This is a genomic window from Thiocapsa roseopersicina (assembly GCF_900106925.1).
Lineage (GTDB): Bacteria > Pseudomonadota > Gammaproteobacteria > Chromatiales > Chromatiaceae > Thiocapsa > Thiocapsa roseopersicina.
Genome location: NZ_FNNZ01000005.1, coordinates 123,950 through 145,256, shown reverse-complemented (window position 1 = coordinate 145,256; position 21,307 = coordinate 123,950). Strand labels below are relative to the sequence as shown.

17 protein-coding genes and 1 riboswitch are annotated in these 21,307 nt (G+C 64.7%); of the genes, 7 read left to right on the top strand and 10 right to left on the bottom strand.

Going from position 1 to position 21,307, the window contains the following annotated elements:
* The first annotated feature begins 46 nt into the window (after positions 1–46).
* Together BLV04_RS07720 and BLV04_RS07715 are read left to right on the top strand one after the other, a co-directional pair.
* Entirely contained in the window at positions 47–2,227 is a 2,181-nt protein-coding gene (locus BLV04_RS07720; RefSeq protein WP_093029895.1) for a RelA/SpoT family protein, read from the top strand.
* Positions 2,228–2,386: 159 nt separating this feature from the next.
* On the top strand, positions 2,387–2,803 hold the full coding sequence (locus BLV04_RS07715) for a DUF2384 domain-containing protein (protein ID WP_093029893.1): 417 nt from the start codon (positions 2,387–2,389) through the stop codon (positions 2,801–2,803).
* 30 nt (positions 2,804–2,833) lie between these two features.
* Here the strand turns inward: BLV04_RS07715 and hemF are convergent, their stop codons facing one another.
* Positions 2,834–3,766, bottom strand: a complete 933-nt coding sequence (gene hemF, locus BLV04_RS07710) for an oxygen-dependent coproporphyrinogen oxidase (RefSeq protein WP_093029731.1) — start codon at positions 3,764–3,766, stop codon at positions 2,834–2,836.
* 153 nt (positions 3,767–3,919) lie between these two features.
* Between hemF and BLV04_RS07705 the strand changes: the two genes are divergently transcribed.
* Positions 3,920–4,483: a hypothetical protein gene (locus BLV04_RS07705; RefSeq protein WP_093029729.1), complete on the top strand. Its 564-nt coding sequence runs from the start codon at positions 3,920–3,922 to the stop codon at positions 4,481–4,483.
* 24 nt (positions 4,484–4,507) lie between these two features.
* Positions 4,508–6,970 (top strand): penicillin acylase family protein, encoded by a 2,463-nt coding sequence (locus tag BLV04_RS07700; protein WP_093029727.1) that lies wholly within the window; start codon positions 4,508–4,510, stop codon positions 6,968–6,970.
* Between the two features lie 71 nt (positions 6,971–7,041).
* On the opposite strand, the gene dtd is transcribed toward BLV04_RS07700, so the two are convergent.
* The 4 genes from dtd to thiC form a co-directional block, all read right to left on the bottom strand.
* Entirely contained in the window at positions 7,042–7,479 is a 438-nt protein-coding gene (gene dtd, locus BLV04_RS07695) for a D-aminoacyl-tRNA deacylase (RefSeq protein WP_093029725.1), read from the bottom strand.
* Positions 7,480–7,607: 128 nt separating this feature from the next.
* Positions 7,608–8,558 (bottom strand): prolyl aminopeptidase, encoded by a 951-nt coding sequence (pip, locus tag BLV04_RS07690; protein ID WP_093029723.1) that lies wholly within the window; start codon positions 8,556–8,558, stop codon positions 7,608–7,610.
* 365 nt (positions 8,559–8,923) lie between these two features.
* Positions 8,924–10,735 (bottom strand): translational GTPase TypA, encoded by a 1,812-nt coding sequence (gene typA / locus BLV04_RS07685; RefSeq protein WP_093029721.1) that lies wholly within the window; start codon positions 10,733–10,735, stop codon positions 8,924–8,926.
* 251 nt (positions 10,736–10,986) lie between these two features.
* A complete protein-coding gene (gene thiC / locus BLV04_RS07680; protein WP_093029719.1) occupies positions 10,987–12,879 on the bottom strand; it encodes a phosphomethylpyrimidine synthase ThiC in 1,893 nt (630 codons plus the stop codon).
* A 285-nt stretch (positions 12,880–13,164) separates the two neighbouring features.
* A riboswitch (TPP riboswitch) is annotated at positions 13,165–13,328 on the bottom strand.
* Positions 13,329–13,527: 199 nt separating this feature from the next.
* Here thiC and BLV04_RS07675 point away from each other — a divergent pair.
* On the top strand, positions 13,528–15,603 hold the full coding sequence (locus BLV04_RS07675) for an EAL domain-containing protein (RefSeq protein ID WP_093029717.1): 2,076 nt from the start codon (positions 13,528–13,530) through the stop codon (positions 15,601–15,603).
* Between the two features lie 94 nt (positions 15,604–15,697).
* On the top strand, positions 15,698–16,324 hold the full coding sequence (locus BLV04_RS07670) for a hypothetical protein (RefSeq protein ID WP_093029891.1): 627 nt from the start codon (positions 15,698–15,700) through the stop codon (positions 16,322–16,324).
* A gap of 86 nt (positions 16,325–16,410) precedes the next feature.
* On the opposite strand, the gene BLV04_RS07665 is transcribed toward BLV04_RS07670, so the two are convergent.
* The 4 genes from BLV04_RS07665 to BLV04_RS07650 all read right to left on the bottom strand — a co-directional run bounded on the left by BLV04_RS07665 (position 16,411) and on the right by BLV04_RS07650 (position 19,597).
* Entirely contained in the window at positions 16,411–17,184 is a 774-nt protein-coding gene (locus BLV04_RS07665; protein WP_093029889.1) for an endonuclease/exonuclease/phosphatase family protein, read from the bottom strand.
* Between the two features lie 295 nt (positions 17,185–17,479).
* Positions 17,480–18,124: a c-type cytochrome gene (locus tag BLV04_RS07660; RefSeq protein WP_093029715.1), complete on the bottom strand. Its 645-nt coding sequence runs from the start codon at positions 18,122–18,124 to the stop codon at positions 17,480–17,482.
* A 312-nt stretch (positions 18,125–18,436) separates the two neighbouring features.
* Positions 18,437–18,895, bottom strand: a complete 459-nt coding sequence (locus tag BLV04_RS07655; protein WP_093029713.1) for a copper chaperone PCu(A)C — start codon at positions 18,893–18,895, stop codon at positions 18,437–18,439.
* 51 nt (positions 18,896–18,946) lie between these two features.
* Positions 18,947–19,597, bottom strand: a complete 651-nt coding sequence (locus tag BLV04_RS07650; RefSeq protein WP_093029711.1) for an SCO family protein — start codon at positions 19,595–19,597, stop codon at positions 18,947–18,949.
* A 196-nt stretch (positions 19,598–19,793) separates the two neighbouring features.
* On the opposite strand from BLV04_RS07650, the gene BLV04_RS07645 reads away from it, so the two are divergent.
* Complete coding sequence (locus tag BLV04_RS07645; protein WP_093029709.1) at positions 19,794–20,582, top strand: M90 family metallopeptidase; 789 nt, start codon at positions 19,794–19,796, stop codon at positions 20,580–20,582.
* Positions 20,583–20,712: 130 nt separating this feature from the next.
* Here BLV04_RS07645 and BLV04_RS07640 read toward each other — a convergent pair whose 3' ends face one another.
* Entirely contained in the window at positions 20,713–21,258 is a 546-nt protein-coding gene (locus BLV04_RS07640) for a hypothetical protein (protein ID WP_139191878.1), read from the bottom strand.
* Between the last annotated feature and the right edge of the window lie 49 nt (positions 21,259–21,307).

Below are 21,307 nucleotides of genomic sequence, written 5' to 3'. Positions count from 1 at the left end.
AGGATCCATGCAAACCGCCCTCGTACCCCCGATCGACCCGGTCCCCATGCCGCCGGTTCATCCCGTCGCGGGCGCGTCCGATCGGACCCCCGTCGCCCGCTACCTGATCAGCGACCTCTGCGCTTACCTCGAGACCTATCTCCCGCCCGAGCAGGTCAGCGAGTTCTACCGGGCCTATCTGTTCGGGGCCGAGGCGCACGAGGGACAGAGCCGTAAATCGGGTGAGCCCTACATCTACCATCCGGTCGCGGTCGCGCGCATCCTGGCCGAGATGCACATGGACTATAAGTGCCTGATCGCGGCCCTGCTTCACGACGTGATCGAAGATACGTCGGTGGACAAGGAGCAGGTCGCGGAGGTCTTCGACGAGGAGATCGCGGATCTCGTCGACGGGGTAAGCAAGCTCTCGCAGATCGAGTTCGAGTCCCGCGCCGAGGCGCAGGCAGCGAGCCTTCAGAAGATGCTGCTCGCGATGACGCGCGACATCCGCGTCATCCTCATCAAGCTCGCCGATCGACTGCACAACATGCGCACCCTCGGGTCCATGGAGCCCGAGAAGTGTCGACGGATCTCGCGCGAGACGCTCGATATCTTCGCCCCGATCGCCAATCGTCTCGGCATCAACCGTGTCCGGGTCGAGCTGGAAGAGCTGGGTTTTCTGCACCATTGGCCCTGGCGTCGTCACGTCATTCAGCGCGCCCTGCAGAAGACCTGCGGCGCGCGCGTCGAGATGGTCGGCACAGTGGAGACGGCACTCAAACGCGCCCTGCATCAGGAGGAGATCCACGGGGAGGTGGAGGGTCGACGAAAACACCTCTACGGCATCTACCGCAAGATGCGCGAGAAGCATCGCGCCTTTTCGGAGGTCGTCGACGTCTTCGCGTTCCGGGTGACGGTGGACCGGGTCGACACCTGCTATCGGGTTCTCGGGCTGGTCCACAATCTCTACAAGCCGGTGCCGGGGCGCTTCAAGGACTACATCGCCATCCCCAAGGCGAACGGCTATCAGTCGCTCCACACGGTGCTGATCGGCCCGCAGGGCATCCACATCGAGATCCAGATCCGCACCGAGGACATGCAGCGCATGGCCGAGACCGGGATCGCCGCGCACTGGCTTTACAAGAGCGGCGAGCAGTCCACGGCCAATGCCACGACGCTGGCCTCGGAGTGGTTGCAGAATCTGCTCGTGATGCAGCGCGGGGCCGGCAACTCTGTGGAGTTCTTGGAAAATGTGAAGGTCGATCTCTTCCCGGACGAGGTCTATGTCTTCACGCCCAAGGGCCGGATCCTGACGCTCAAGCGAGGTGCGACGGTGATCGACTTCGCCTACGCGATCCACTCGGATGTCGGCAATACCTGTGTCGCCGCGCGGATCGACCGGCGCATGGTCTCGCTCAGCACCAATTTGCGCAGCGGCCAGACGGTGGAGATCATCAACGCACCCGGCGCCAAGCCGAATGCGGCTTGGCTGAATTTCGTCGTGACCGGTAAGGCCCGCGCGAGCATCCGCGGCTATCTCAAGAACCTCAAGCAGCGCGAGGCCCAGGTGCTGGGGCGGCGCCTGCTGACGGCGGAGCTCGGCACATTCGGTGCCGAGCTGGACAATCTCGATCCGATCCGTGTCGCGGCATACCTGGAAGAGGCGAATCAGCGCACGCTTGAGGACCTGCTCGGGGATATCGGGCTCGGCAATCGCCTGGCCGCATTCGTGGCGCGTCGCTTGGCCGGGGGCGACGACGACGAGGCGACCCAAGCGATGCAGGCCGATAAGGATCTGCATCCCCACCGCTTGGCGATTCGCGGCACAGAGGGGATGGTGGTGAGCTTCGCGCGCTGTTGTCGGCCGATCCCGGGCGACACCATCGCCGCGCTCTTCAGCCCGGGTCGCGGGATCGTGGTCCATCGCAGTGAATGCCGCAACCTCGGCAGCCTGGAGACAAAACGGGACAAACGTCTGGATGTCGAGTGGGCCAACGAGCCGGACGGCGAGTTCCCGACCGAGATCCGGGTGGAGATCGGCAATCGACGCGGTGCGCTCGCGGTGGTCGCCGGGGCTATCGCCGAGCTGGGCTCCAACATCGAGAACGTCCACTCGCGCGAGAAGGACGGCATGACCACCGCATTGGAGTTCCTCATCCTCGTGAAGGGCCGCGCCCACCTCGCGCGCATCATGCGCCGCCTGAGACAGATCCCGCTGGTCCTACGCATCACCCGGATCCCGCGCTGACGTTCGGGATCGCGATCCGGCGCCGTACCCGCGTGGCGCTCGGGTTGCATCCGAAACGCATCGGCGCCATCTCACCGGCCAGATGCGTGGTTGGAGACCGCCCGACCCGCGACCACCAAGCCGTACGCTCTCGAGCGTGCCTCAGACAAGGGCCGACTCATGTCCGAACTCACGATCGACGAGCGCTGCTCGCTCACGCGCCGCATCATGTCGCTGCTGGAAGGTTGGAATCTCGGCGCGAGCGATATCCTGGTGCTGCTTCAATTGCCTGCCAGCATCAAGGCGCGGAACCTCTCGCGCTATCGGGACGAGGACTGCTTTCCGGACGACCCGCTGGTCAACCGGCGGCTCTCGTATCTGGTGCGGATCGAAGACGCGTTGCACACCTACTTTCCGCGCAATCCCGAGATGCGCCACCTCTGGGTCAAACGCGCCAACAAGCAGTTCAACAAACGCGCGCCGATCGCGGTGATGGTCGAGGACGGGGAGAGCGGACTCATCTCCGTCCTTTCTCATCTGGACTGCACCTTCGCGTGGGACATGACGGGGTCGAAGGCCGAATACGGCAAGGGGTGACCGCTTGCGTCTCGGCGGTCCAACTCTGAATCAAGCCGCGGGTGGTTCGTCGGCAAGCCAGTCACGCGGCTTGAGGAAGCGCTCGTAGAGCTCGGCCTCCGGGCTGCCGGGCTCCGGGCGATAGTCGTAGCGCCAGCTCACCTCCGGCGGGAGCGACATCAGGATCGACTCGGTGCGCCCGCCCGATTGCAGTCCGAACAGGGTGCCTCGGTCGTAGACCAGGTTGAACTCCACGTAGCGACCGCGGCGGTATTTCTGGAAGGCACGCTCGTCGTCGCCGTATTGCTTCGCCCAGCGGCGATTCACGATGGGCAGGTAGGCCGGCAGATAGGCCTCCGCGACGCTGCGCATGAAGGCGAAGCTGTGGTGGAATCCGCCTTCGCTCAGATCGTCGAAGAAGAGCCCGCCGACCCCGCGGGGCTCATCGCGATGCTTCAGATAAAAATAGCGGTCACACCAGTCCTTATAGCGCGGATAGAGGTCCTCGCCGAACGGCAGGCAGGCCTCGCGTGCGGCGCGGTGCCAGTGCCGCACGTCCTCCTCGAAGCCGTAATAGGGCGTCAGATCGAAACCGCCGCCGAACCACCAGACCGGCTCGGCGTCGGGTCGCTCCGCGATGAAGAACCGCACGTTCAGATGCGAGGTCGGCACGTAGGGGTTCTGCGGGTGTACGACCAGGGACACGCCCATCGCCTGGAAACTGCGCCCGGCCAGCTCGGGGCGATTCGCGCTCGCCGAGGGTGGCAGGCGCTCACCGAAGACATGCGAGAAGTTGATGCCGCCGCGCTCGAAGACGGCTCCGTCCTGCATGATGCGCGTGCGCCCGCCACCGCCGCCCGGACGCTCCCAGGCGTCCTCGCGGAAGCCCGCTCCGCCGTCGGTCTCGCGCAGTGCCGCGCAGATGCGGTCCTGCAGATCGAGCAGATAGGTCTTGACGGCGTCGGCGTCGGGTCGATCGGACATCGCGGCAACTCCTCGCAGGTGCGGTTATCATGAGATGGCTGGTCGGATAGTACCGAATGTTGACCCGTTGAGGTCCCCCTCGCCGAGCTCGACCTGATTGGACCCTCGGTCCTGCGAGTCCCGCGAGCCACAACACCATAAGGAGACAACCCGATGTCCATCGTCCTGCGCTCGCTGCTGATCGCCCCCGTCCTGCTCGCCGGCTCCGCTTTTGCGTTGGCCGATCAATCCGTTGCCTTCCTGACCTACCGGTCCTCGGTCCCGGATGCCTGGGTCGCGGAGACGCCCAAGAGCGAGATGCGTCAGCTCCAGTTCAAGGTGCCTGCGTCCGGTGCCGAGGGCGGCGACGGGGCCGAGTTCGTCGTCTACTTCTTCGGACCCGGTCAGGGCGGGACACTGGAGGCCAATATCGAGCGCTGGCAGTCTCAGTTCCAAGGCCCGGACGGCGCGCCGGTCGAGCCGACCGTGACGCAGATCGGCACCGAGACGATCCCCGCCACCCTGGTCGAACTGCGCGGAAGCTACGGCCGCAGCGTCGGCATGGGTCCGGGCGACGACGTGCTGGCCGATCGGATGCTCTTCGCCGGCGTCATCGAGACCCCGGAGGGTAACCTCTACCCGCAGATGCACGGCCCGGCGGAGCTGGTCGCGGCCCAGCGCGAGGGTTTCATCGCGTTCGTGAAGGGGATCCAGGCGGCGGCTCCGACGACGCCATAAGCCGAGCCCTCGGAGGCAGACAGGATGCCGCGTCGGATCCTATTGCTCGTCGTCGCGATCCTGGCCATCGCCGTTTCGGTCGGCGCCGCCGGCCTGTTCTTGGTCGCCAAACGCGGCGAGCCGAGCTATACGGGCAGTCTCGCCATTCCGGGGCTCGAAGCCCCGGTGCGCGTTCGCTACGGGCCGCACGCGATCCCGACGATCGAGGCCGACAGTCTCCATGACCTGCTGTTCGCTCAGGGCTATGTCGTGGCGCGCGAGCGGATGTGGCAGATGGATCTGCTGCGCCGTCTCGCCGGCGGACGACTGGCGGAGGTGTTCGGTGCCCGGGTGCTGCCGGCGGATCGCTTCTTTCGCACCATGGGGCTCGATCGCGAGGCGGTGCGCAGTCTGGCTGCCTTGAACCTCGAGGAGATGTCTCTCCTCGAGTCCTATGCGGCGGGCGTGAACGCTTATCGGACCGAGGCGACCGCCGAGCGTCGCCTGCCGCTCGAGTACCTGGTCGTGCGCGCCGAGCCCGCGCCTTGGACCCCGCAAGACAGCCTCCTGATCGGCGGTTACATGGCCTGGACCCAGTCCTACAACCTACGTGCCGAGCTGACCTTCCTGCGTCTGGCGGCCCGCATCGGTCCGGAGCGGGCGCGCGAGCTCTTCCCGACCGATGCCGGGATCCCCGCGCCGGAGGTGTCGCCGGAGTTGGTGCGCGAATTGGCCCAAGAGCAGGGGCGCTCCCCGACGCGCGGCGACCGGCAAGTGCCGACGATCGAGCCCGTGTTGGAGATCGTCGCCCGGCTCGGTCTGCCGTTGCCCGCGGCGGCGAGCAACGGCTGGGCGGTGAACGGACCCCGCACGACGGACGGCAAGGCTCTGCTCGCCAACGACCCCCATCTCGCCGCGTCCAGGCCGGGGATCTGGTACATGCTGGAGCTGAAGGCGCCGGACCTGCATGTCGCCGGGGCGAGTCTGCCCGGTGTTCCGCTGGTGATGATCGGGCACAACCGTGATCTTGCCTGGGGCTTCACCAGTACCATCGCCGATACGCAGGACATCTTCGTCGAGCGTCTCATGCCCGACGGGAAGAGCGTCGAGCGTGCGGACGGGCGGCCCGAGCCGATCGCGACCCGGGCCGAGCGCATCTCGGTGAAGGGCGCCGAACCAGTCGACCTGGTCATCCGCTCGACCGGCAACGGTGTCATCGTCAACGATATCTTGGGTCCGATCACCAAGACGCCCATGGACCTGCCGAGCCTGGACACGCCCCGCCTGCTGGCCCTGCGCGAGACCAACGATCTCCCGGATCGCGCCTTCGCCGGGCTGCTGCGTCTCAACCGGGCCGAGACGCTCGCAAAGGCGGGCGAGGCCATCCTGGAATTCAAGCACGTCGTCCTGAACCTCATGTCGGCGCACCGCGACGGCGGCATCGCCCTGCAGGTCAGCGGTGTCTTGCCGCAGCGCGGCAAGGGCTCGGGCGCCTTCCCCTCGCCGGGGTGGGTCGACGGCTATGCCTGGCAGGGGCTCGTCCCCCAGACGCGCAACCCGCGGCGTGTCGATCCGCCCGGGGCGGCTTTGATCACCGCCAACAACCGTATCGTCCCGGTCGACTATCCGGTGACGATCAGCAATGCCTGGATGGCGCCCTTTCGCGCCGCGCGCATCGCCGAGCGGCTCGATGCGGCCGGCCCCTTGACGCCCGAGACGATGGCGGACATCCAGACCGATCGCATCAGCACCCATGCACGGTTGGCCCAAGCCGCCCTGCGCGGGATCGCGATCGATCTGCAGGCGGTGGATCAGGCCGCTTGGAACATCGCCGCCGAAGATCTGCTCGCTTGGGATGGCGACATGGCGGGGTCCAGCCGGTCCGCAGCCTTCTACGCCTTGCTCGAGCCGGCGCTCTACAGGGCGCTCTACGAAGACGAGCTCGGGGATGACCTCGAGGCGATGACGGCGATGGCGATGTTCGCCTACAGCCCCTTGCAGGAGATGCTCCGCAGCGGCCGGTCGAGCTTCTGGGACGATGTGACGACGCGTTGGACCGAAGGCCCGGCCGAGATCTGGGCGCGTGCGATCAAGGCTGCGAAGGCGGATCTCGATGTCCGGATCCGCAACCCCGACGACGCGCGTCTCGATCGGATTCGCACCCTCACCTTTCCCCATGCCTTCGGCAGCCTGCCGCTCGTCGGGCGTTTCTTCGACGTCGGCCCGATCGGCGTCGGCGGAAATGCCGATACGGTGAACGTCATGAAACCGATGCCGCTCGCACCCGAGGCGTCCGTTTTCATCCCCTCGATGCGGGTCGTCTACACCCCCGCGGATTGGGCAGGTACCCGCGGCGTGCTTCCGCTCGGCCAGTCCGGACACCTCGCATCGCCCTATCGAACAGATCAGCTCGATGCTTGGCTGACGGGCGGGACCTATGCCTGGCCCTGGAACGGGCCGAGCGCGCAAGAGACGATCGGTGTTTTGATGCTGGCGCCGGGTCTTTGAAGGACATGGTTGGCTTCGCCTCCCGAGGCCCGGCGGAAGCAATGCGGATCCGGCGACTCTTAGGTGTGGGTTTAGGTTTCCAGCCAGAAGGTCACGGGTCCGTCGTTGACCAGCCCGACCTGCATGTCCGCGCCGAAGCGCCCGATCGAGACCCGGGGATGAGCGGCGAGCGCCCGAGCGACCAGGTCGTCGAACAGGCGCTCGCCCTCTTGGGGCTGCGCGGCGGAGGTGAAGCTCGCACGGGTCCCTTTGCGGGTGTCCGCGGCGAGTGTGAATTGCGGCACCAAGAGAAGCCCGCCGCCTATGTCGCGTAGGCTGAGGTTCATGCGGTCGTCGGCGTCCGGGAAGACCCGATAGCCGAGCAGACGCTCCAGCAGACGTTCTCCGCGGGCGGTTGTATCGCCCCGCTGCACACCAACGAAGACCAAAAGGCCGCGCTCGATGGTGCCGATCGTCTCGCCCGAGACCTCGACGTGCGCACGGGAGACACGTTGCAGTAAGCCGATCATGCTGAATCGCGTCCGGAGTGCCAGGACGTGTTAGTGGGTTGGATCGGGCTTGTCTTGATCCATGTCATCGGTGAGACGCGATTCAGAAGATTCAACCTCGCTTAAGACTCGAGCCGGTTTGTTGTGGATCAGCCAAGTGCATCGGCAAAGCGGGCGGTCGCCGCCACCAAGGCCATGCGGATGCCGGGCTCGAACGCCGAGTGACCGGCATCGGCAATCACCTGCAGCTCGGCCGTCGGCCAAGCCTGACGGAGATCCCAAGCCGAGCGCATCGGGCAGATGGTGTCGTAGCGGCCTTGGATGATGATGCCAGGGATGTCTCGGAGACGATGGGCGTCTTCGAGCAGCTGATTCGGTCGGAAGAAGGACCGATTCATGAAGTAGTGACACTCGATCCGCGCCAAGCTCAAGGCCACATGCGGATGGGCGAAATGTGCCTCGATGTCCGGATTCGCCCGCAGTGTCGCCGTGCGGCCCTCCCAGACCGACCAGGCTTGCGCCGCGGCGAGACGGGTTGTCTCGTCCTCGCCGGTCAGGCGTTTGTGGTAGGCGCAGAGCAGATCGCCGTGCTCCTCGACCGGGATCGGGGCGAGAAACTGCTCCCAATAGTCCGGGTAGATCCAGCTCGCACCCTCTTGATAGAACCAACGAATCTCCTCGTCCCGGCAGAGAAAGATCCCGCGCACCACCAGCGCCGTGACGCGATCCGGATGGGTCTCGGCATAGGCGAGGGCTAGGGTCGAGCCCCAGGAGCCGCCGAAGACCAACCAGCGCTCGATCCCGAGTCGCTCGCGGATCCGCTCGATGTCGGCGACCAGATCCCATGTGGTGTTTGCGGTCAGCGATGCGTGGGGTGTCGAACGCCCGCATCCGCGTTGATCAAACAGGACCGCGCGATAGCGATCCGGGTTGAAAAAGGCGCGGTGGGCTGGCTCGCAACCTGCACCGGGTCCGCCGTGCAGAAAGATCGCGGGGATGCCGTCGGGCCGACCGCATTCCTCGACGTAAAGCCGGTGGTCGTGGTCGACGTCCAGCGTATGGGTCGCAAAGGGCTCGACGGGGCGATAGAGATCGGGCATGGGGTATGTGTGATGGTGTGATTCGTTACTGTTTAGCCGCCAGCCGCCAGCCGCCAGCCGCCAGCCGCCAGCCGCCAGCCGCCAGCCGCCAGCGGTCGTCCTTTGGCGTAGCAAAGAGCCGTCAGCTCTCAGCTCTCAGCAGCAGGGTAGACGCTCCTGTTCGAGATCGGCTCGGTCCAAGGGCGGACGCGACGATTGACTCGCAAACACCGCGTCGGCCTAGCCCTAAGCCGAGTCGCGACAGCCGTATCGCGCCTTATTCGTCTTCTTTAACCTAAACCGCGTCTTGCCGTCGCCGATTGTGGCGTCGAGGCCAAACCCGCACACAATCCATGCCTGTCGCTCCGGACGCGGTTTAATGCGGTTTAGCCTCGGCTGGCCCGCTTGCGATCGTTCTCGGTGAGATGCCGCTTGCGCACCCGGATCGCCGTGGGCGTGATCTCCACCAGCTCGTCGTCTTCGATGAACTCCAGTGCCTGCTCCAGGGTGAACTTTACCGGCGGGGTCAGCAGGATGTTCTCGTCCGAGCCGGCGGCGCGGATGTTGGTCAACTGCTTGGCCTTGAGCGGGTTGACGGTGAGATCGTTGTCGCGCGAGTGGATCCCGACGACTTGGCCTTCGTAGACCTCGTCGCCCGGGGAGACCATCATGCGCCCGCGCTCCTGCAGGCTGAAGAGCGCGTAGCCGAGCGCCTTGCCGGTGCCGTTGGAGATGAGTGCGCCGTTGCGCCGCGGGGCGATGCCGCCCGGATTGGCGGGGCGATAGCGATCGAAGATGTGATACTTCAGCCCGGTGCCGGAGGTCATGGACATGAAATCGGTCTGAAAACCGATCAGGCCGCGCGAAGGGACCTCGTAGTCCAAGCGCACCCGGCCCTTGCCGTCCGGGACCATGTCCTTGAGCTCGCCGCGACGCTCGCCGAGCGCCTGCATGATCGCGCCTTGGGATGTCTCCTCCACGTCGACCGTGAGCTGCTCGTAAGGTTCGCAGATCTGTCCGTCGATCTCGCGGAAGATGACCTCGGGGCGCGAGACGGCCAACTCGTAGCCTTCGCGGCGCATGGTCTCGAGCAGGATCGACAGATGCAGCTCGCCCCGACCGGAGACGCGGAACTTCTCCGGATCGTTGCCTTCCTCGACACGCAGGGCGACGTTGTGGATGAGCTCGCGCTCGAGGCGGTCCTTGAGCTGACGCGAGGTCAGATACTTGCCGTCGCGCCCGGCGAAGGGCGAGGTGTTGACCTGGAAGGTCATGGTCACGGTCGGCTCGTCGACGGTGAGCGGGGGCAGTGCCTCGGCATGATCCGGATGGCATAGGGTGTCCGAGACGTTCGGCGCCTCGATGCCGGTCAGGGCGACGATGTCCCCGGCGGTGGCGAGCGGCACTTCGTGGCGCTCCAGCCCGAGATAGCCGTAGACGATGCCGACCTTGGCCTTGTAACGCCCGCCGTCCGGCTTGACCACGACGATCTGCTGATTGGGCCGCACGCTGCCGTGGCGGATGCGCCCGAGCGCGATGGCCCCGACGAATGAGCTGTAGTCGAGCGTGGAGATCTGCATCTGGAAGGGCGAATCCGGATCCACCTCGGGCGCGGGACAATGCTCGACGATCGCCTCGAAGAGCGGCGTCATGTCGCCCTCGCGCACTTCGTTGCCCAGCCCGGCATAACCGTTCAGGGCCGAGGCATAGATGATCGGGAAATCGAGCTGCTCGTCGCTCGCTCCGAGCCGATCGAACAGATCGAAGACCTGGTCGATGACCCAATCCGGCCGCGCCCCCGGGCGGTCGATCTTGTTGATGACCACGATCGGGCGCAGACCATGCTGGAAGGCCTTGCTGGTGACGAAGCGCGTCTGCGGCATCGGCCCTTCCTGGGCATCGACCAACAGCAGTACCGAGTCGACCATGGAGAGCACGCGCTCGACCTCGCCGCCGAAGTCGGCATGGCCCGGCGTGTCGACGATGTTGATGCGGTAGTCGCGCCAGCGCAGCGCGGTATTCTTGGACGTGATGGTGATGCCGCGCTCCTTCTCCAGCGCGTTGGAGTCCATCACCCGCTCGACCGGCCCGAAGCGATCCCCGAGCGTCCCGGATTGCTGCAGCAGCTTGTCCACCAGCGTGGTCTTGCCATGATCGACATGGGCGATGATGGCGATATTGCGTAACGTCTCGATCACGAGTGGAGCTCCGGAGAAGATGAAGTCGGGGGTCTGGTCAAGCGATGGGTTCGGTTCGAGCGGACAATCTTGGTGCCGAGCCAACGCGAGAGTATATACCCTACGCCTGTGAATATTCGGTGATCGAATGAACCGGCCTCGAAAGGCCCGCGATGTCCGGCTTCACCATGCCCCGGTGGCACGCCCTTGTGCTCGGGTCAGTGCAGCGCACGCGGTCCTCGGGACATGACTTCAAAGCGATTCGACGCGGTTCAGACCGGCTTGTAGATCTGCGCCCCCTCCTTCCTGAACTCGCTCGCCTTCTCTTGCATGCCTGCCTCGAGGGCGATTTCCACGTCGTCGAGCCGATGTGCGAGTGCATAGTCACGCACGTCCTGAGTGATCTTCATCGAGCAGAAATGCGGTCCGCACATGGAGCAGAAGTGGGCGACCTTGTGTGACTCGTGCGGCATGGTTTGGTCGTGGAATTCACGCGCACGCTCGGGATCCAGAGAGAGGTTGAACTGGTCCTCCCAACGGAACTCGAAGCGGGCTTTCGACAGGGCATTGTCGCGGATCTGCGCGCCGGGCAGTCCCTTGGCCAGATCCGCGCCGTGTGCGGCGATCTTGTAGGTGACGATGCCGTCGCGCACGTCCTGCTTGTCGGGCAGGCCCAGATGCTCCTTGGGCGTGACATAGCAGAGCATGGCGGTGCCGTACCAGCCGATATTGGCCGCACCGATGCCGGAGGTGATGTGGTCGTAGGCCGGGGCGATATCCGTGATCAGCGGCCCCAAAGTGTAGAAGGGCGCCTCGTAGCAGTCTTTGAGCTCCTTGGTGACGTTCTCCTCGATCATCTGCAGCGGGACATGGCCGGGGCCTTCGATCATGACCTGAACGTCGTGTTCCCAGGCAAACTTGGTCAACTCGCCCAAGGTCTCCAACTCCGCGAACTGGGCGGCGTCGTTGGCGTCTGCGATCGAGCCCGGGCGCAGTCCGTCGCCCAGGCTGAAGGAGACGTCGTACGCCTTCATGATCTCGCAGATCTCGCCGAAGTGGGTGTAGAGGAAGTTCTCCTTGTGGTGCGCCAGACACCACTTGGCCAGGATGGAGCCGCCGCGCGAGACGATGCCGGTGAGGCGCTCCGCGGTCAGAGGGACATAGCGCAGCAGCACGCCGGCGTGGATGGTGAAGTAGTCCACGCCCTGCTCGGCCTGCTCGATCAGGGTGTCGCGGAACATCTCCCAGGTCAGCTCCTCGGGCTTGCCGTCGACCTTTTCGAGCGCTTGGTAGATGGGCACGGTGCCGATCGGCACGGGCGCGTTGCGCAGGATCCACTCGCGCGTCTCGTGGATGTTCTTGCCGGTGGAGAGATCCATCAGGGTGTCGCCGCCCCAGCGCGCCGACCAGACCATCTTCTCGACCTCTTCCTCGATGCCGGAGGTGACGGCCGAGTTGCCGATGTTGGTGTTGATCTTCACCCGGAAGTTGCGCCCGATGATCATGGGCTCGAGCTCGGGGTGGTTGATGTTGGCCGGGATGATGGCGCGCCCGCGGGCGATCTCGTCCCGGACAAACTCGGCCGTGATGGTCTCGGGCAGGCTGGCGCCGAAGGAGTGGCCGCGATGCTGGCGCAGGAGCTTCGTGTAACGCGGGTCGGCGCGCAGCTCGTCCAGGCGCATGTTCTCGCGGATGGCGACGAACTCCATCTCAGGCGTGACGATGCCGGCGCGTGCGTAGTGCATTTGGGTGACGTTGTGCCCCGGTTTGGCTCGCCGCGGCGTGCGGATGTGCTCGAAACGCAGATGTGCGAGCTTTGGGTCGGATTGGCGCTCGCGTCCGAAGGCCGAGGTGGGTCCGTCGAGTAGCTCGGTGTCGTCGCGCTCTTGGATCCAGGGGCTGCGTAGATCGGCCAAGCCGGCGAGCAGATCGATGTGCGCCGTTGGGTCCGTATAAGGCCCCGAGGTATCGTAAATCATGATCGGCGGATTCTCTTCGATTCCCGCGTTGGTCTGCGTCGGGGTCAGCGTGACCTCGCGCATGGGGACGCGCAGGTCCGGGCGCGATCCCGTGACATAGATCTTGCGCGAGCTTGGAAAGGGCCGCGTGACCTCGTCGGACAGCTCGGCGGTCTTCTGGGCGAAGGCCTGTGGGATGGCGCTCATGGAATCTCCTCTCGACGGACGCGTGGCGTATGGTGGCGCCATTGATATGGGGCCGGATCGGCCGTATAGGCTGCGGTCCGAACGGATGTTGGCGCACGACGATGGTCGGCGCCATCCGGCGGGAGGAGCGGCGGGGTGATCGGGACGCAAACGAATCCCGAGTCGAGGCGGCAGGAACCGAGAGCCCGCTAGGCTCATGGGATACACTACCCGGATCGTCGCGCCGACCGCTCGATTGCGGTGTCCGGCGGGCTCGGTTATCGCTGCGGACCGGCGCCCTTGATCCGTCCTCGTCGCCTGCTTTCCTGCGCCGGCATGATCCGGATCAGGTTCGAAGGGTCTTTCTCAGCCCGTCGCGTGACTGCATCATTGAACCGTACGGCGCCGGTCGGTCGACAGCCATCTCGGTCGGATTCGGTCACGCGTACCGGACACCCCCAGCAGCATGTCGGCTGAAACTATCGAAAGGCCGTCGGGATTTCAACCCGATCGAACCGCGGGTACGCCGCGGTCCGGCTTTACGCTTGACCTTTGGGCTCGGGCTGCCGATCCTGAGGTCGGTCTCAAGGGAGTCTGCTCGCGTTGACGGTGTAGGACCGGGCAACGGCAGACAGGATCTCTCGACGTCCCACCGAGGCGCTTTCGCACATGAACGACGCAAGTTTCGCGACTTCCGAAAACAGGATCTTCTACCTCGGCGACGACTCGACACTGTCCGCCGGGCTTGCGATCCTGATCCAGCCGGCCGGGTTGTGCCTCGACGCTTTCGAGGATCTCGACGCGCTCGAAGCCGCGCTCGGGCGGACGCGGCCTCGAGTGCTGATCCTCGATCTGCGCTACGTCTCGTCCGGCGCCGGCCCATCCGGTTTGATCGAGCGTCTGACGGGAACCGGGGCCACGAAGCCCGAGGTGGTCTGTATTGCCGACGCCGAGAACATCGAGACGCGGCTCCAGGTGATGCGGGCCGGTGCGCGCGGCTATTTTCCGACCCCGGTTGCCGTGTCCGACCTGGCGAAGCGCCTCGTCGAGTTGAGCGGTCCGGTTGAGAGCAGCCAGCCTCGGATCCTGGTGGTCGAAGACGACCCGCTGCAGGCCAAATACATCGCGTTGCTGCTGAGCAAGGCGGGGATGGAGCCGCACATCGTCGATCAACCGCTGGAGATCCTCCGGAAGATGCATGACATCCAGCCGGATCTGGTGCTGATGGATCTCTACATGCCGGATGCGAGCGGTACCGAATTGACCGCGATCATTCGCGATCACGGCGAGTACTTCGACACGCCCATTATCTTCCTCTCCGCCGAGACCGACCCGGACAAGCAATTGGAGGCGTTGCGGGTCGGCGGCGACAGCTTCATTGCCAAACCGATCCAGCGCGAGCAGCTGATCGGTGCGATCGAGCATCGCATCCGGATGTCGCGTCTGCTCAAGGATCGCCGGGTCAACGCGGATCAGGGCGAGGTCGTCCCGGGCGTGCTTTCGAAGGAGGCGTTTTTGCGTGGTCTCGATCGCGTCGTGCACGACCGAGAGGCGCCCTCGCCCGGGGTTGGTCTTGTGCTGATCGAGCTCGATCGGTTTCAGGACATCTCCAATGCCTTGGGGAGCGACGGCACGGAGCGGCTGTTGCGTCAGCTCGAGGAGAAACTTGTCGACCAGCTCGCACCGCAGGAGTGCGCGGCGCGCCTGGATGATTGCACCTTTGCCGTGCTGGCCCGGCGGGTGACCCGCGACGCGTTGGAGGGGTTCGCGGAGCAGCTTCTGCGTACCTTCGGCGCCACCAAGCTTCGGGCCGAGGACAAGCGCCTCGCGCTTACCGTGACGATCGGAATCGGGCTCTTTACGCCCCCCGCAGACGACGCCATCACGATGGTCTCGCGCAGCCGTACCACCGTCGCCCGGGCGCGGCAGGCGGGCGGGAATCGGGCGCGGGTCTGGGCTCCGGTCATCGCCCCCGATCGCGGCTCGGACTACGAGCGACTGCTCAAGCAGTTGGTCGACACTGCGGTCAATCAGGACGGACTGCTGATGATGTTTCAGCCTATCGTCTCGCTCGGGGCGAACGTCGGGGAGCTCTACGAGGTGCAGCTTCGGTTGCGTACGCTCGACGGCGAGCACGTTCCTGCCGGAGACTTTCTCCCAGTGGCCGAGCGTAGCGGGTTGATGCCGAGGATCGATCGTTGGGTGTTGGAGCATGCGCTCGATGTCATGGACGTAGAGCGCAAGTCTCACCCCAAGCTGCGACTCTTGATCCATCAAACCGTCGCCTCGGTTGCGGACGAGCAGTGGCTTCCCTGGTTCCGCGATCAGATGGTTCGGCGCAATCTGATCCGGCGCCGTCCATTGCTTCAGTTCCAGATGCACGACGTCCGAGAGCACTTGGCCACGGCCAAGCCCCTTGTCGATGTTTTACGCAAATACGGGATTCAGGTCTGCGTCGCCAACGTCACGGGCAATGCAGCGGATCTGGACTTGCTGGCGGATCTGCCGGTCGCCCTTGCCAAACTCTCCTTCGCGACCCTCATCAACGCGGATCCGGCCGAGCTGATCCAAGTGGTGCAGCAAATCAGAACACATGGTGCATCCGTCATCGCGGCCGGCATCGAGGACCCGGCCACGATCGCGCGGGTCTGGAATTGTCGCCCCGACTACATTCAAGGTAACTCGGTCCAGATGCCGAGCAGCACTTTGAGCTACGATTTTCATCACTCAACCGACGACATCTGAACAGCGTTCCGGTGAGCAGTCATGTTCCTTTCGATGGCGAATGGCTGTGGACGCCGAGGGATCCGTGCTGGACTCGGTGCGGGGATCCAAGGCAATGACATGCAATGAGCGCGGGCCGGTCGACGGTGTCGCGAAGCCGTTCAATCACGTGGGCCGTCTGCTCCTTGCGCCCCGTAATGCCGAGCTTTGTCCGGATCGGGATCGACTCGTTTCCATCCTGTCCGAGTCCGGGTTCATCGCCGATCGCATCCCGGATCGCGAGTGCGCCTACCTCGTCGGGTCCGAATTTTCCACGCTGCTTGCCTTCGTCGGGTGCGCGGTCGCGATCGCAAGCGAACCGCGGACCGGCAGCCCCTTTTGTCACGTCGTGGTCCCGCCGGTCTCGGCATATCCGCGCTGGTGTCACGGCCGCAATACGCGCGCACCGCGTTGCCCCGTTTGCCGCGCGCGCTTGAACGATTGGCCAACGCGCGTGGAGCAATTCGAGCAATCGACGAGGACGCCCGGATCGGATAGGCAGGATTCCGCCGTGGTCTGCCCGATGTGCGGCGAGTCTCGTCCGATTCGGTCTTGGGATTGGAAGCACCAAGGCGGGTTTGCGCGCCTGCTCATCCAGGTCGAGGAGATCTTTCCGGGCGAGGCGGTGCCGACAGAGGGCTTTCTCGATCTGCTCGAGCGCGAGAGCGGCTGTGCGTGGCGCTATTTTTACGTGCAGGACTGAGCGAGCGGTCCAGTGAATCGGCTCAGTGAATCGATGCGGTGAAGCGGCGATTTGATCGGCGGCGCCCGGAGTCCAGCTTGCCCGGCTCAGCGGGCCGATTCAGGATCCGGCCCGTCCTCGTACGCCGAAAAGGCGACGCCTTCGGGTAACTCGATCGTCATGCTGATCGGAAGGTGATCGGACAAGGCATAGTCGACCACCCGGGCGGCGACCACGCGGAGCGGCCGAGAAACCAGGATGTGATCCAGATTGTGCGTCGGACGCCAGCTCGGGAAGGTCTTGAGCTCGCAGTCGAGTCCGCGCATCGCGGCTTTTCGGACCATGGCCCGGAGCCCTTTCGAGTCGCACCCGCAGTTGAAGTCGCCCATGATGACGAGATACGGGTGTTGCTCGGACAGGGCAATCAGGTAGTCGAGTTGACGCCGCCGTGCGCGCCATCCGAGGGCCAGATGGACGATTGCCACGGCAAGGGTCTCATGGTCCGAAAGCCCGAGCTCCGCCACGACGGCGCCGCGTCCGGGCAGCCCCGGGAGCTTGTGCTCGGTGATCCGCTGCGGAGGTAGGCGGCTGAGCAGCCCGTTGCTGTGCTGTGCGAAGGGTCCGAGGTTGCGGTTGACCTGTCTGTACCAGTGCGGGAAGGCGCCGTGGCGGGCCAGATACTGGATTTGGTCGATGTAGGCGCTGCGCAGGGAGCCGGCGTCGACCTCTTGGAGGCCGACCAAGTCGAACTGATGCAGCAGTTGGGCGATGCGGGTCAGATTCGCCAAGCGCTCGGGGTGCGGGAGGATATGCTTCCAGCTGTTGGTGAAATAGTCGCTATAGCGGCGTGAGTAGATGCCGGCCTGGACATTGAAGCTCAGGAGCTTGAGACGCCGTGCGTCGGTCGAAAGCGAGGACGCGTGGGAGACGGCTTGATGGTGCGCGCGACCGGGCACGGCATCGATTCGCTCGGCACCGACCGTCGGGCCGGCTCGCTTCGCCTGCCCGGCTGCGCGCTCACCTTCCTCGGCTTTGATCAAGCCGGGCTCGGTCGGCCCTGAGTCCAGTGCTCCGATGATCAATCTCCGCAATCGAAGGCAATCGCGCTGACGGGATGCGCGAATCGACGGTTCGGAAACGACTCCTCCGTGAGTCGTCCCGGTTGCCGCGCGTAACTTACTTATTCAACCCTTGGATGTACTGAGCCACCGCGGCGATCTCCTGATCGCTCAAACGTGCCGCAGCGCCGCGCATCATCCCGTTCGGATCGTTGGCACGCAGCGCACCGCGGAAATGCTCGAGGGTTTGCTTCGTGTAGTCAGAGTGCTGCGCCGATATACGCGGGAACTTGGCGAGCGATTGTCCTTGGCCGGCCGGGCCGTGACAACCGCTGCACGCGGGGACGCCGGTCTCTGGGTTGCCCCAGCGATAGATGGATTCGCCCTTGCTCGCCAACGCGGGATCCGCTGCGCCCGGGGTCTTGGGCTGCGTCGCGTAGTAGGCGGCTAGATCCAGGACCTCCTGATCGGTCAACGGCATGGCCATCGGGGTCATTTGCTCGTTGGCGCGGCGACCGGCCTTGAAGTCCATCAACTGTTTCACGATGTATTCCGGGTGCTGACCGGCCAGCTTGGGCCAGATCGGCACGATACTGTTGCCCTGCGGGCCGTGGCAGGCGATGCAGATGACATTCGCCTTCGCCTCGCCGGCTTGCGGGTCTCCGACCTGAGGGGCGGCGGCCTGATGTCCTTCGGACGCTTGAAGCGCGCCGCTTACCAACGCCGCTGCCACCGTAACTGTTATCAGCCAATTCTTAACCATGGAGGATGCCTAATCGGGTCGTGATTCATGGCCGCGACACCTTGCGCGGATCGACGGCCTGGTCGGGGGGCGAGAAAAACCATGGATGTATATCAGAACATCCGCATATGGGTCAAACCAGCGGCGTCGGGTGTCCGCCGAAATGACCCTCCGATACCTGCTCAGAGACAGGCAAGGAGACCGATAATTCCGCTCTCGGGTGCGGTGGCCCTGATGATTTGACCATGCGATTCTTGACGATAATCCCGTGCGGCAGGCCACGCTGGATGGGTCGTCGCCTGCCGCACGGTGCGCATGTCTGCGGGTGCGCGCTTAATGCGCCGTGCGCTGCATCTGCACCTCGATTCGGCGTACCGGCGCTTCAACGGGTATGCGCGAGCCGTCTTCGAAGGTCAGGGTGAGATCGACCGTGTCACCCGGCTCCAGCGGTTGTTTGAGGCCGATGAGCATCACGTGCAGGCCGCCCGGCTTCAAGGTGACCGTTTCCCCGGCGGGAACCTCGATCTTCTCGATCCGGCGCATCCGCATCATCCCGTCCTCTTCGACGTGTGTGTGCAGCTCGACGACCTCCGAGACGGCGCTTTCGGCCCCGACCAGCGCCTGATTCTCCCCGGTTTGGTTTTCCAGAGACATGAATACGGCGCTGTTCGGCTGGCCGGGCGGCACCGCCCGAGCGTAGGGATCGCCGATCGAGACCTCCGCGCCGAGAGCCGAGAAGGAGAGGGCGGTGAAGAGGGTAGCGGCGAGCAGGGGCGATGCGTATCCGGGCATGATGTGTCCTCCAATAAACGGCATGGGTTCTGGGTTGCGGGGTTTGCTGTCCTAAGGTTCGGACTGCTTCTCGGTGGACGGGCTCGATCCCAACAGTGTCCGGATCGCCGCGACGATCTCCGCGGAGGGGGTGGCGTGGTCGAGGTTGCGCACGAGCTTGCCCTGCGTATCCACAAGATGACTGTAGGCGGAGTGGTCGACGACATAACCCATCGCCGAGTCGGCCAGATCGGTGCGCCTGTAGGCTGCGCCGTACAGCTTGGCGACCTCGGCGATCTGCTCGGGTGTCCCGGTCAGGCCGATGATCTCAGGGTGGAAATAACCACTATACTCGGCGAGCCGCTCGACCGAATCCCGCTCTGGATCGACGGTGACGAAGAGGACCTGAACCCGCTCCAACTCATCGGGCGTCAGCGCCTTGAGCGCGGCCGCGATCAGGACCAGATTGGTCGGGCAGATATCCGGACACCAAGTGTAGCCGAAGTAGATCAGAACCACGTTGCCGCGCAGATCGACGAGGGAGACCGGGCCGTTTGCGGAGTCGAGGGCGAAGTCACCGCCCTGTGGCGGCGAGGACAGTTCCAGCGTGCCGTGCTTCGGCCCTTCCGGATCCACACCGACCCCGTTCGGGGTCCAGAACCACAGCCATGCCAAAAGTCCGACGAGGACCAAGATAGCAATGATCAACAGCTTTCGCGTCATGATCGAGAGCCCTGCGGGGAAGAGTCGATCCCGGCATCTTGGCCGGCGGGGTGCGATTCGCCTTGACGCACATCAATCATGTGGCGAAGCCCCGGCCGGGCTCGGGCTTTTGCGCGATAGGACTCGTGCACTGCGTCATTCGCCCCGCATTTACGCTTCCGGCCGTGCTCGACCTCGCGGGCGGGTGGATTAAGCCGTGCGCGCTCTGACCGATTGGTGGCAGGCGCGCGTGCTCAAGCGCGAGCATGCACGGGTCGATCCCCACGACTGGGCGCGGGTCCGGGACGCCCTCCCGCTGCTCGAGGATCTGAACGAAGAGGAAACCCGGCGTCTCGCCGATCTGGCCCTGCTCTTCTTGCGCGATAAACGTCTGGACCCCGCGCAAGGGCTCGAGTTGACGGACACGATGCGTCTGGCGATTGCTCTGCAGGCATGTCTTCCCGTGCTGGAGCTTGGGCTGGATTGGTACCGCGGCTGGTATGCCGTCATCGTCTATCCCGAGGAATTCGTCCCCGAGCGCGAGGTCATGGGCGACGACGGTGTGGTCTGGACCGAGCACGAGGCGAAGAGCGGCGAGGCATGGGAGCAGGGCCCGATCATCTTGTCGTGGGCGGATGTCGAGGCAGGAATGGAGCGCGACGGCTACAACGTCGTCATCCACGAGCTGGCTCACAAGCTCGACATGCGCGACGGGTCAGCGAACGGCTGTCCGCCGCTCCACGCAGGCATGTCTCCGAAGGTTTGGGCCGAGACCTTCTCCGCCGCCTACGAGGACCTGTGTCGACGGGTCGACGCCGAGGAAGAGACCCCGATCGACCCCTATGCGAGCGAGTCGCCCGCGGAGTTCTTCGCCGTCGTCAGCGAATACTTCTTCGAGCTGCCCGATCTGCTCTACGGGGAATATCCGCAGGTCTACGATCGGCTCCGAGACTTCTACCGTCAGGATCCTCTGGGCCGTTTGGGGCGTCCGGCGAAAACGCTTTGAGGTCGTAGCGTCCGCGGCTCATCCGCACCTGTAAGCGTCCGGCCGTGGACATGCGGCAGACGCCGTAAGGGGTGAGCGCGATCCGGTACAAGCGCCCTGCCTGTGCCGGATCGAGATCCCGATGGGTGAGTTAGGCGATCTCCTCCGCGCGAGCTGATTTGCGGCGGGCCGATACCGGCGCGGAGGATGCAGCGGCTTGGGACGCGCCGGCCTCGAGGTCTTCAAGCACCGACGTCGGATTCGGCTTGTCGTAACAGCCCATCATCGAGGCCCAGAGCCCGAGCCATTGGTTGTGCAGACGCATGGCATTGGATGCCGTTCCCCGCCAACTCACCGCGACATCGTCCGAGCTGCCTCTCGTCGGATCCTGATTCGACGACAGTTGGCCGATGACGGCCTGGTACCAGGCATCGCCAAGCTGCCGCTGCGTGTCCATCCAGGATACGAGCATGGAATCAGAATGTCTGAGCCATTCGAACCAGAAATCCGACATGGCGGCTTCGTTGCTGGCGATCTCGGTCTGAATCCTGCGGAGATAGGAGACCATTTCCTCGTTTTTAATCAGCCCGTCGGGAATGATCCCCTCGAGCGGCCGGAACGGATGAGCAGAGACCTCTTGGCCGGTGCCTGCCTCGGGATTGAAAGCCATATCCGCTGATCTCGCGTGTTCGTTCATTCTCACCTCTAAATGGGGCAGTGATTCGGTAGAGACAGGATAAAGAGCG

Coding starts and splice junctions, on each gene's coding strand:
- pip (WP_093029723.1), bottom strand. CDS start 8,558: ATGCCCGATCTCTATCGCCCCGTCGAGCCCTTTGCGACCCATACGCTG.
- hemF (WP_093029731.1), bottom strand. CDS start 3,766: ATGTCCGATCGACCCGACGCCGACGCCGTCAAGACCTATCTGCTCGAT.
- BLV04_RS07655 (WP_093029713.1), bottom strand. CDS start 18,895: ATGCCCGGATACGCATCGCCCCTGCTCGCCGCTACCCTCTTCACCGCC.
- thiC (WP_093029719.1), bottom strand. CDS start 12,879: ATGAGCGCCATCCCACAGGCCTTCGCCCAGAAGACCGCCGAGCTGTCC.
- BLV04_RS07650 (WP_093029711.1), bottom strand. CDS start 19,597: ATGACGCGAAAGCTGTTGATCATTGCTATCTTGGTCCTCGTCGGACTT.
- BLV04_RS07640 (WP_139191878.1), bottom strand. CDS start 21,258: ATGAACGAACACGCGAGATCAGCGGATATGGCTTTCAATCCCGAGGCA.
- BLV04_RS07675 (WP_093029717.1), top strand. CDS start 13,528: ATGAACGACGCAAGTTTCGCGACTTCCGAAAACAGGATCTTCTACCTC.
- BLV04_RS07700 (WP_093029727.1), top strand. CDS start 4,508: ATGCCGCGTCGGATCCTATTGCTCGTCGTCGCGATCCTGGCCATCGCC.
- BLV04_RS07670 (WP_093029891.1), top strand. CDS start 15,698: ATGACATGCAATGAGCGCGGGCCGGTCGACGGTGTCGCGAAGCCGTTC.
- BLV04_RS07705 (WP_093029729.1), top strand. CDS start 3,920: ATGTCCATCGTCCTGCGCTCGCTGCTGATCGCCCCCGTCCTGCTCGCC.
- dtd (WP_093029725.1), bottom strand. CDS start 7,479: ATGATCGGCTTACTGCAACGTGTCTCCCGTGCGCACGTCGAGGTCTCG.
- BLV04_RS07715 (WP_093029893.1), top strand. CDS start 2,387: ATGTCCGAACTCACGATCGACGAGCGCTGCTCGCTCACGCGCCGCATC.
- BLV04_RS07660 (WP_093029715.1), bottom strand. CDS start 18,124: ATGGTTAAGAATTGGCTGATAACAGTTACGGTGGCAGCGGCGTTGGTA.
- BLV04_RS07720 (WP_093029895.1), top strand. CDS start 47: ATGCCGCCGGTTCATCCCGTCGCGGGCGCGTCCGATCGGACCCCCGTC.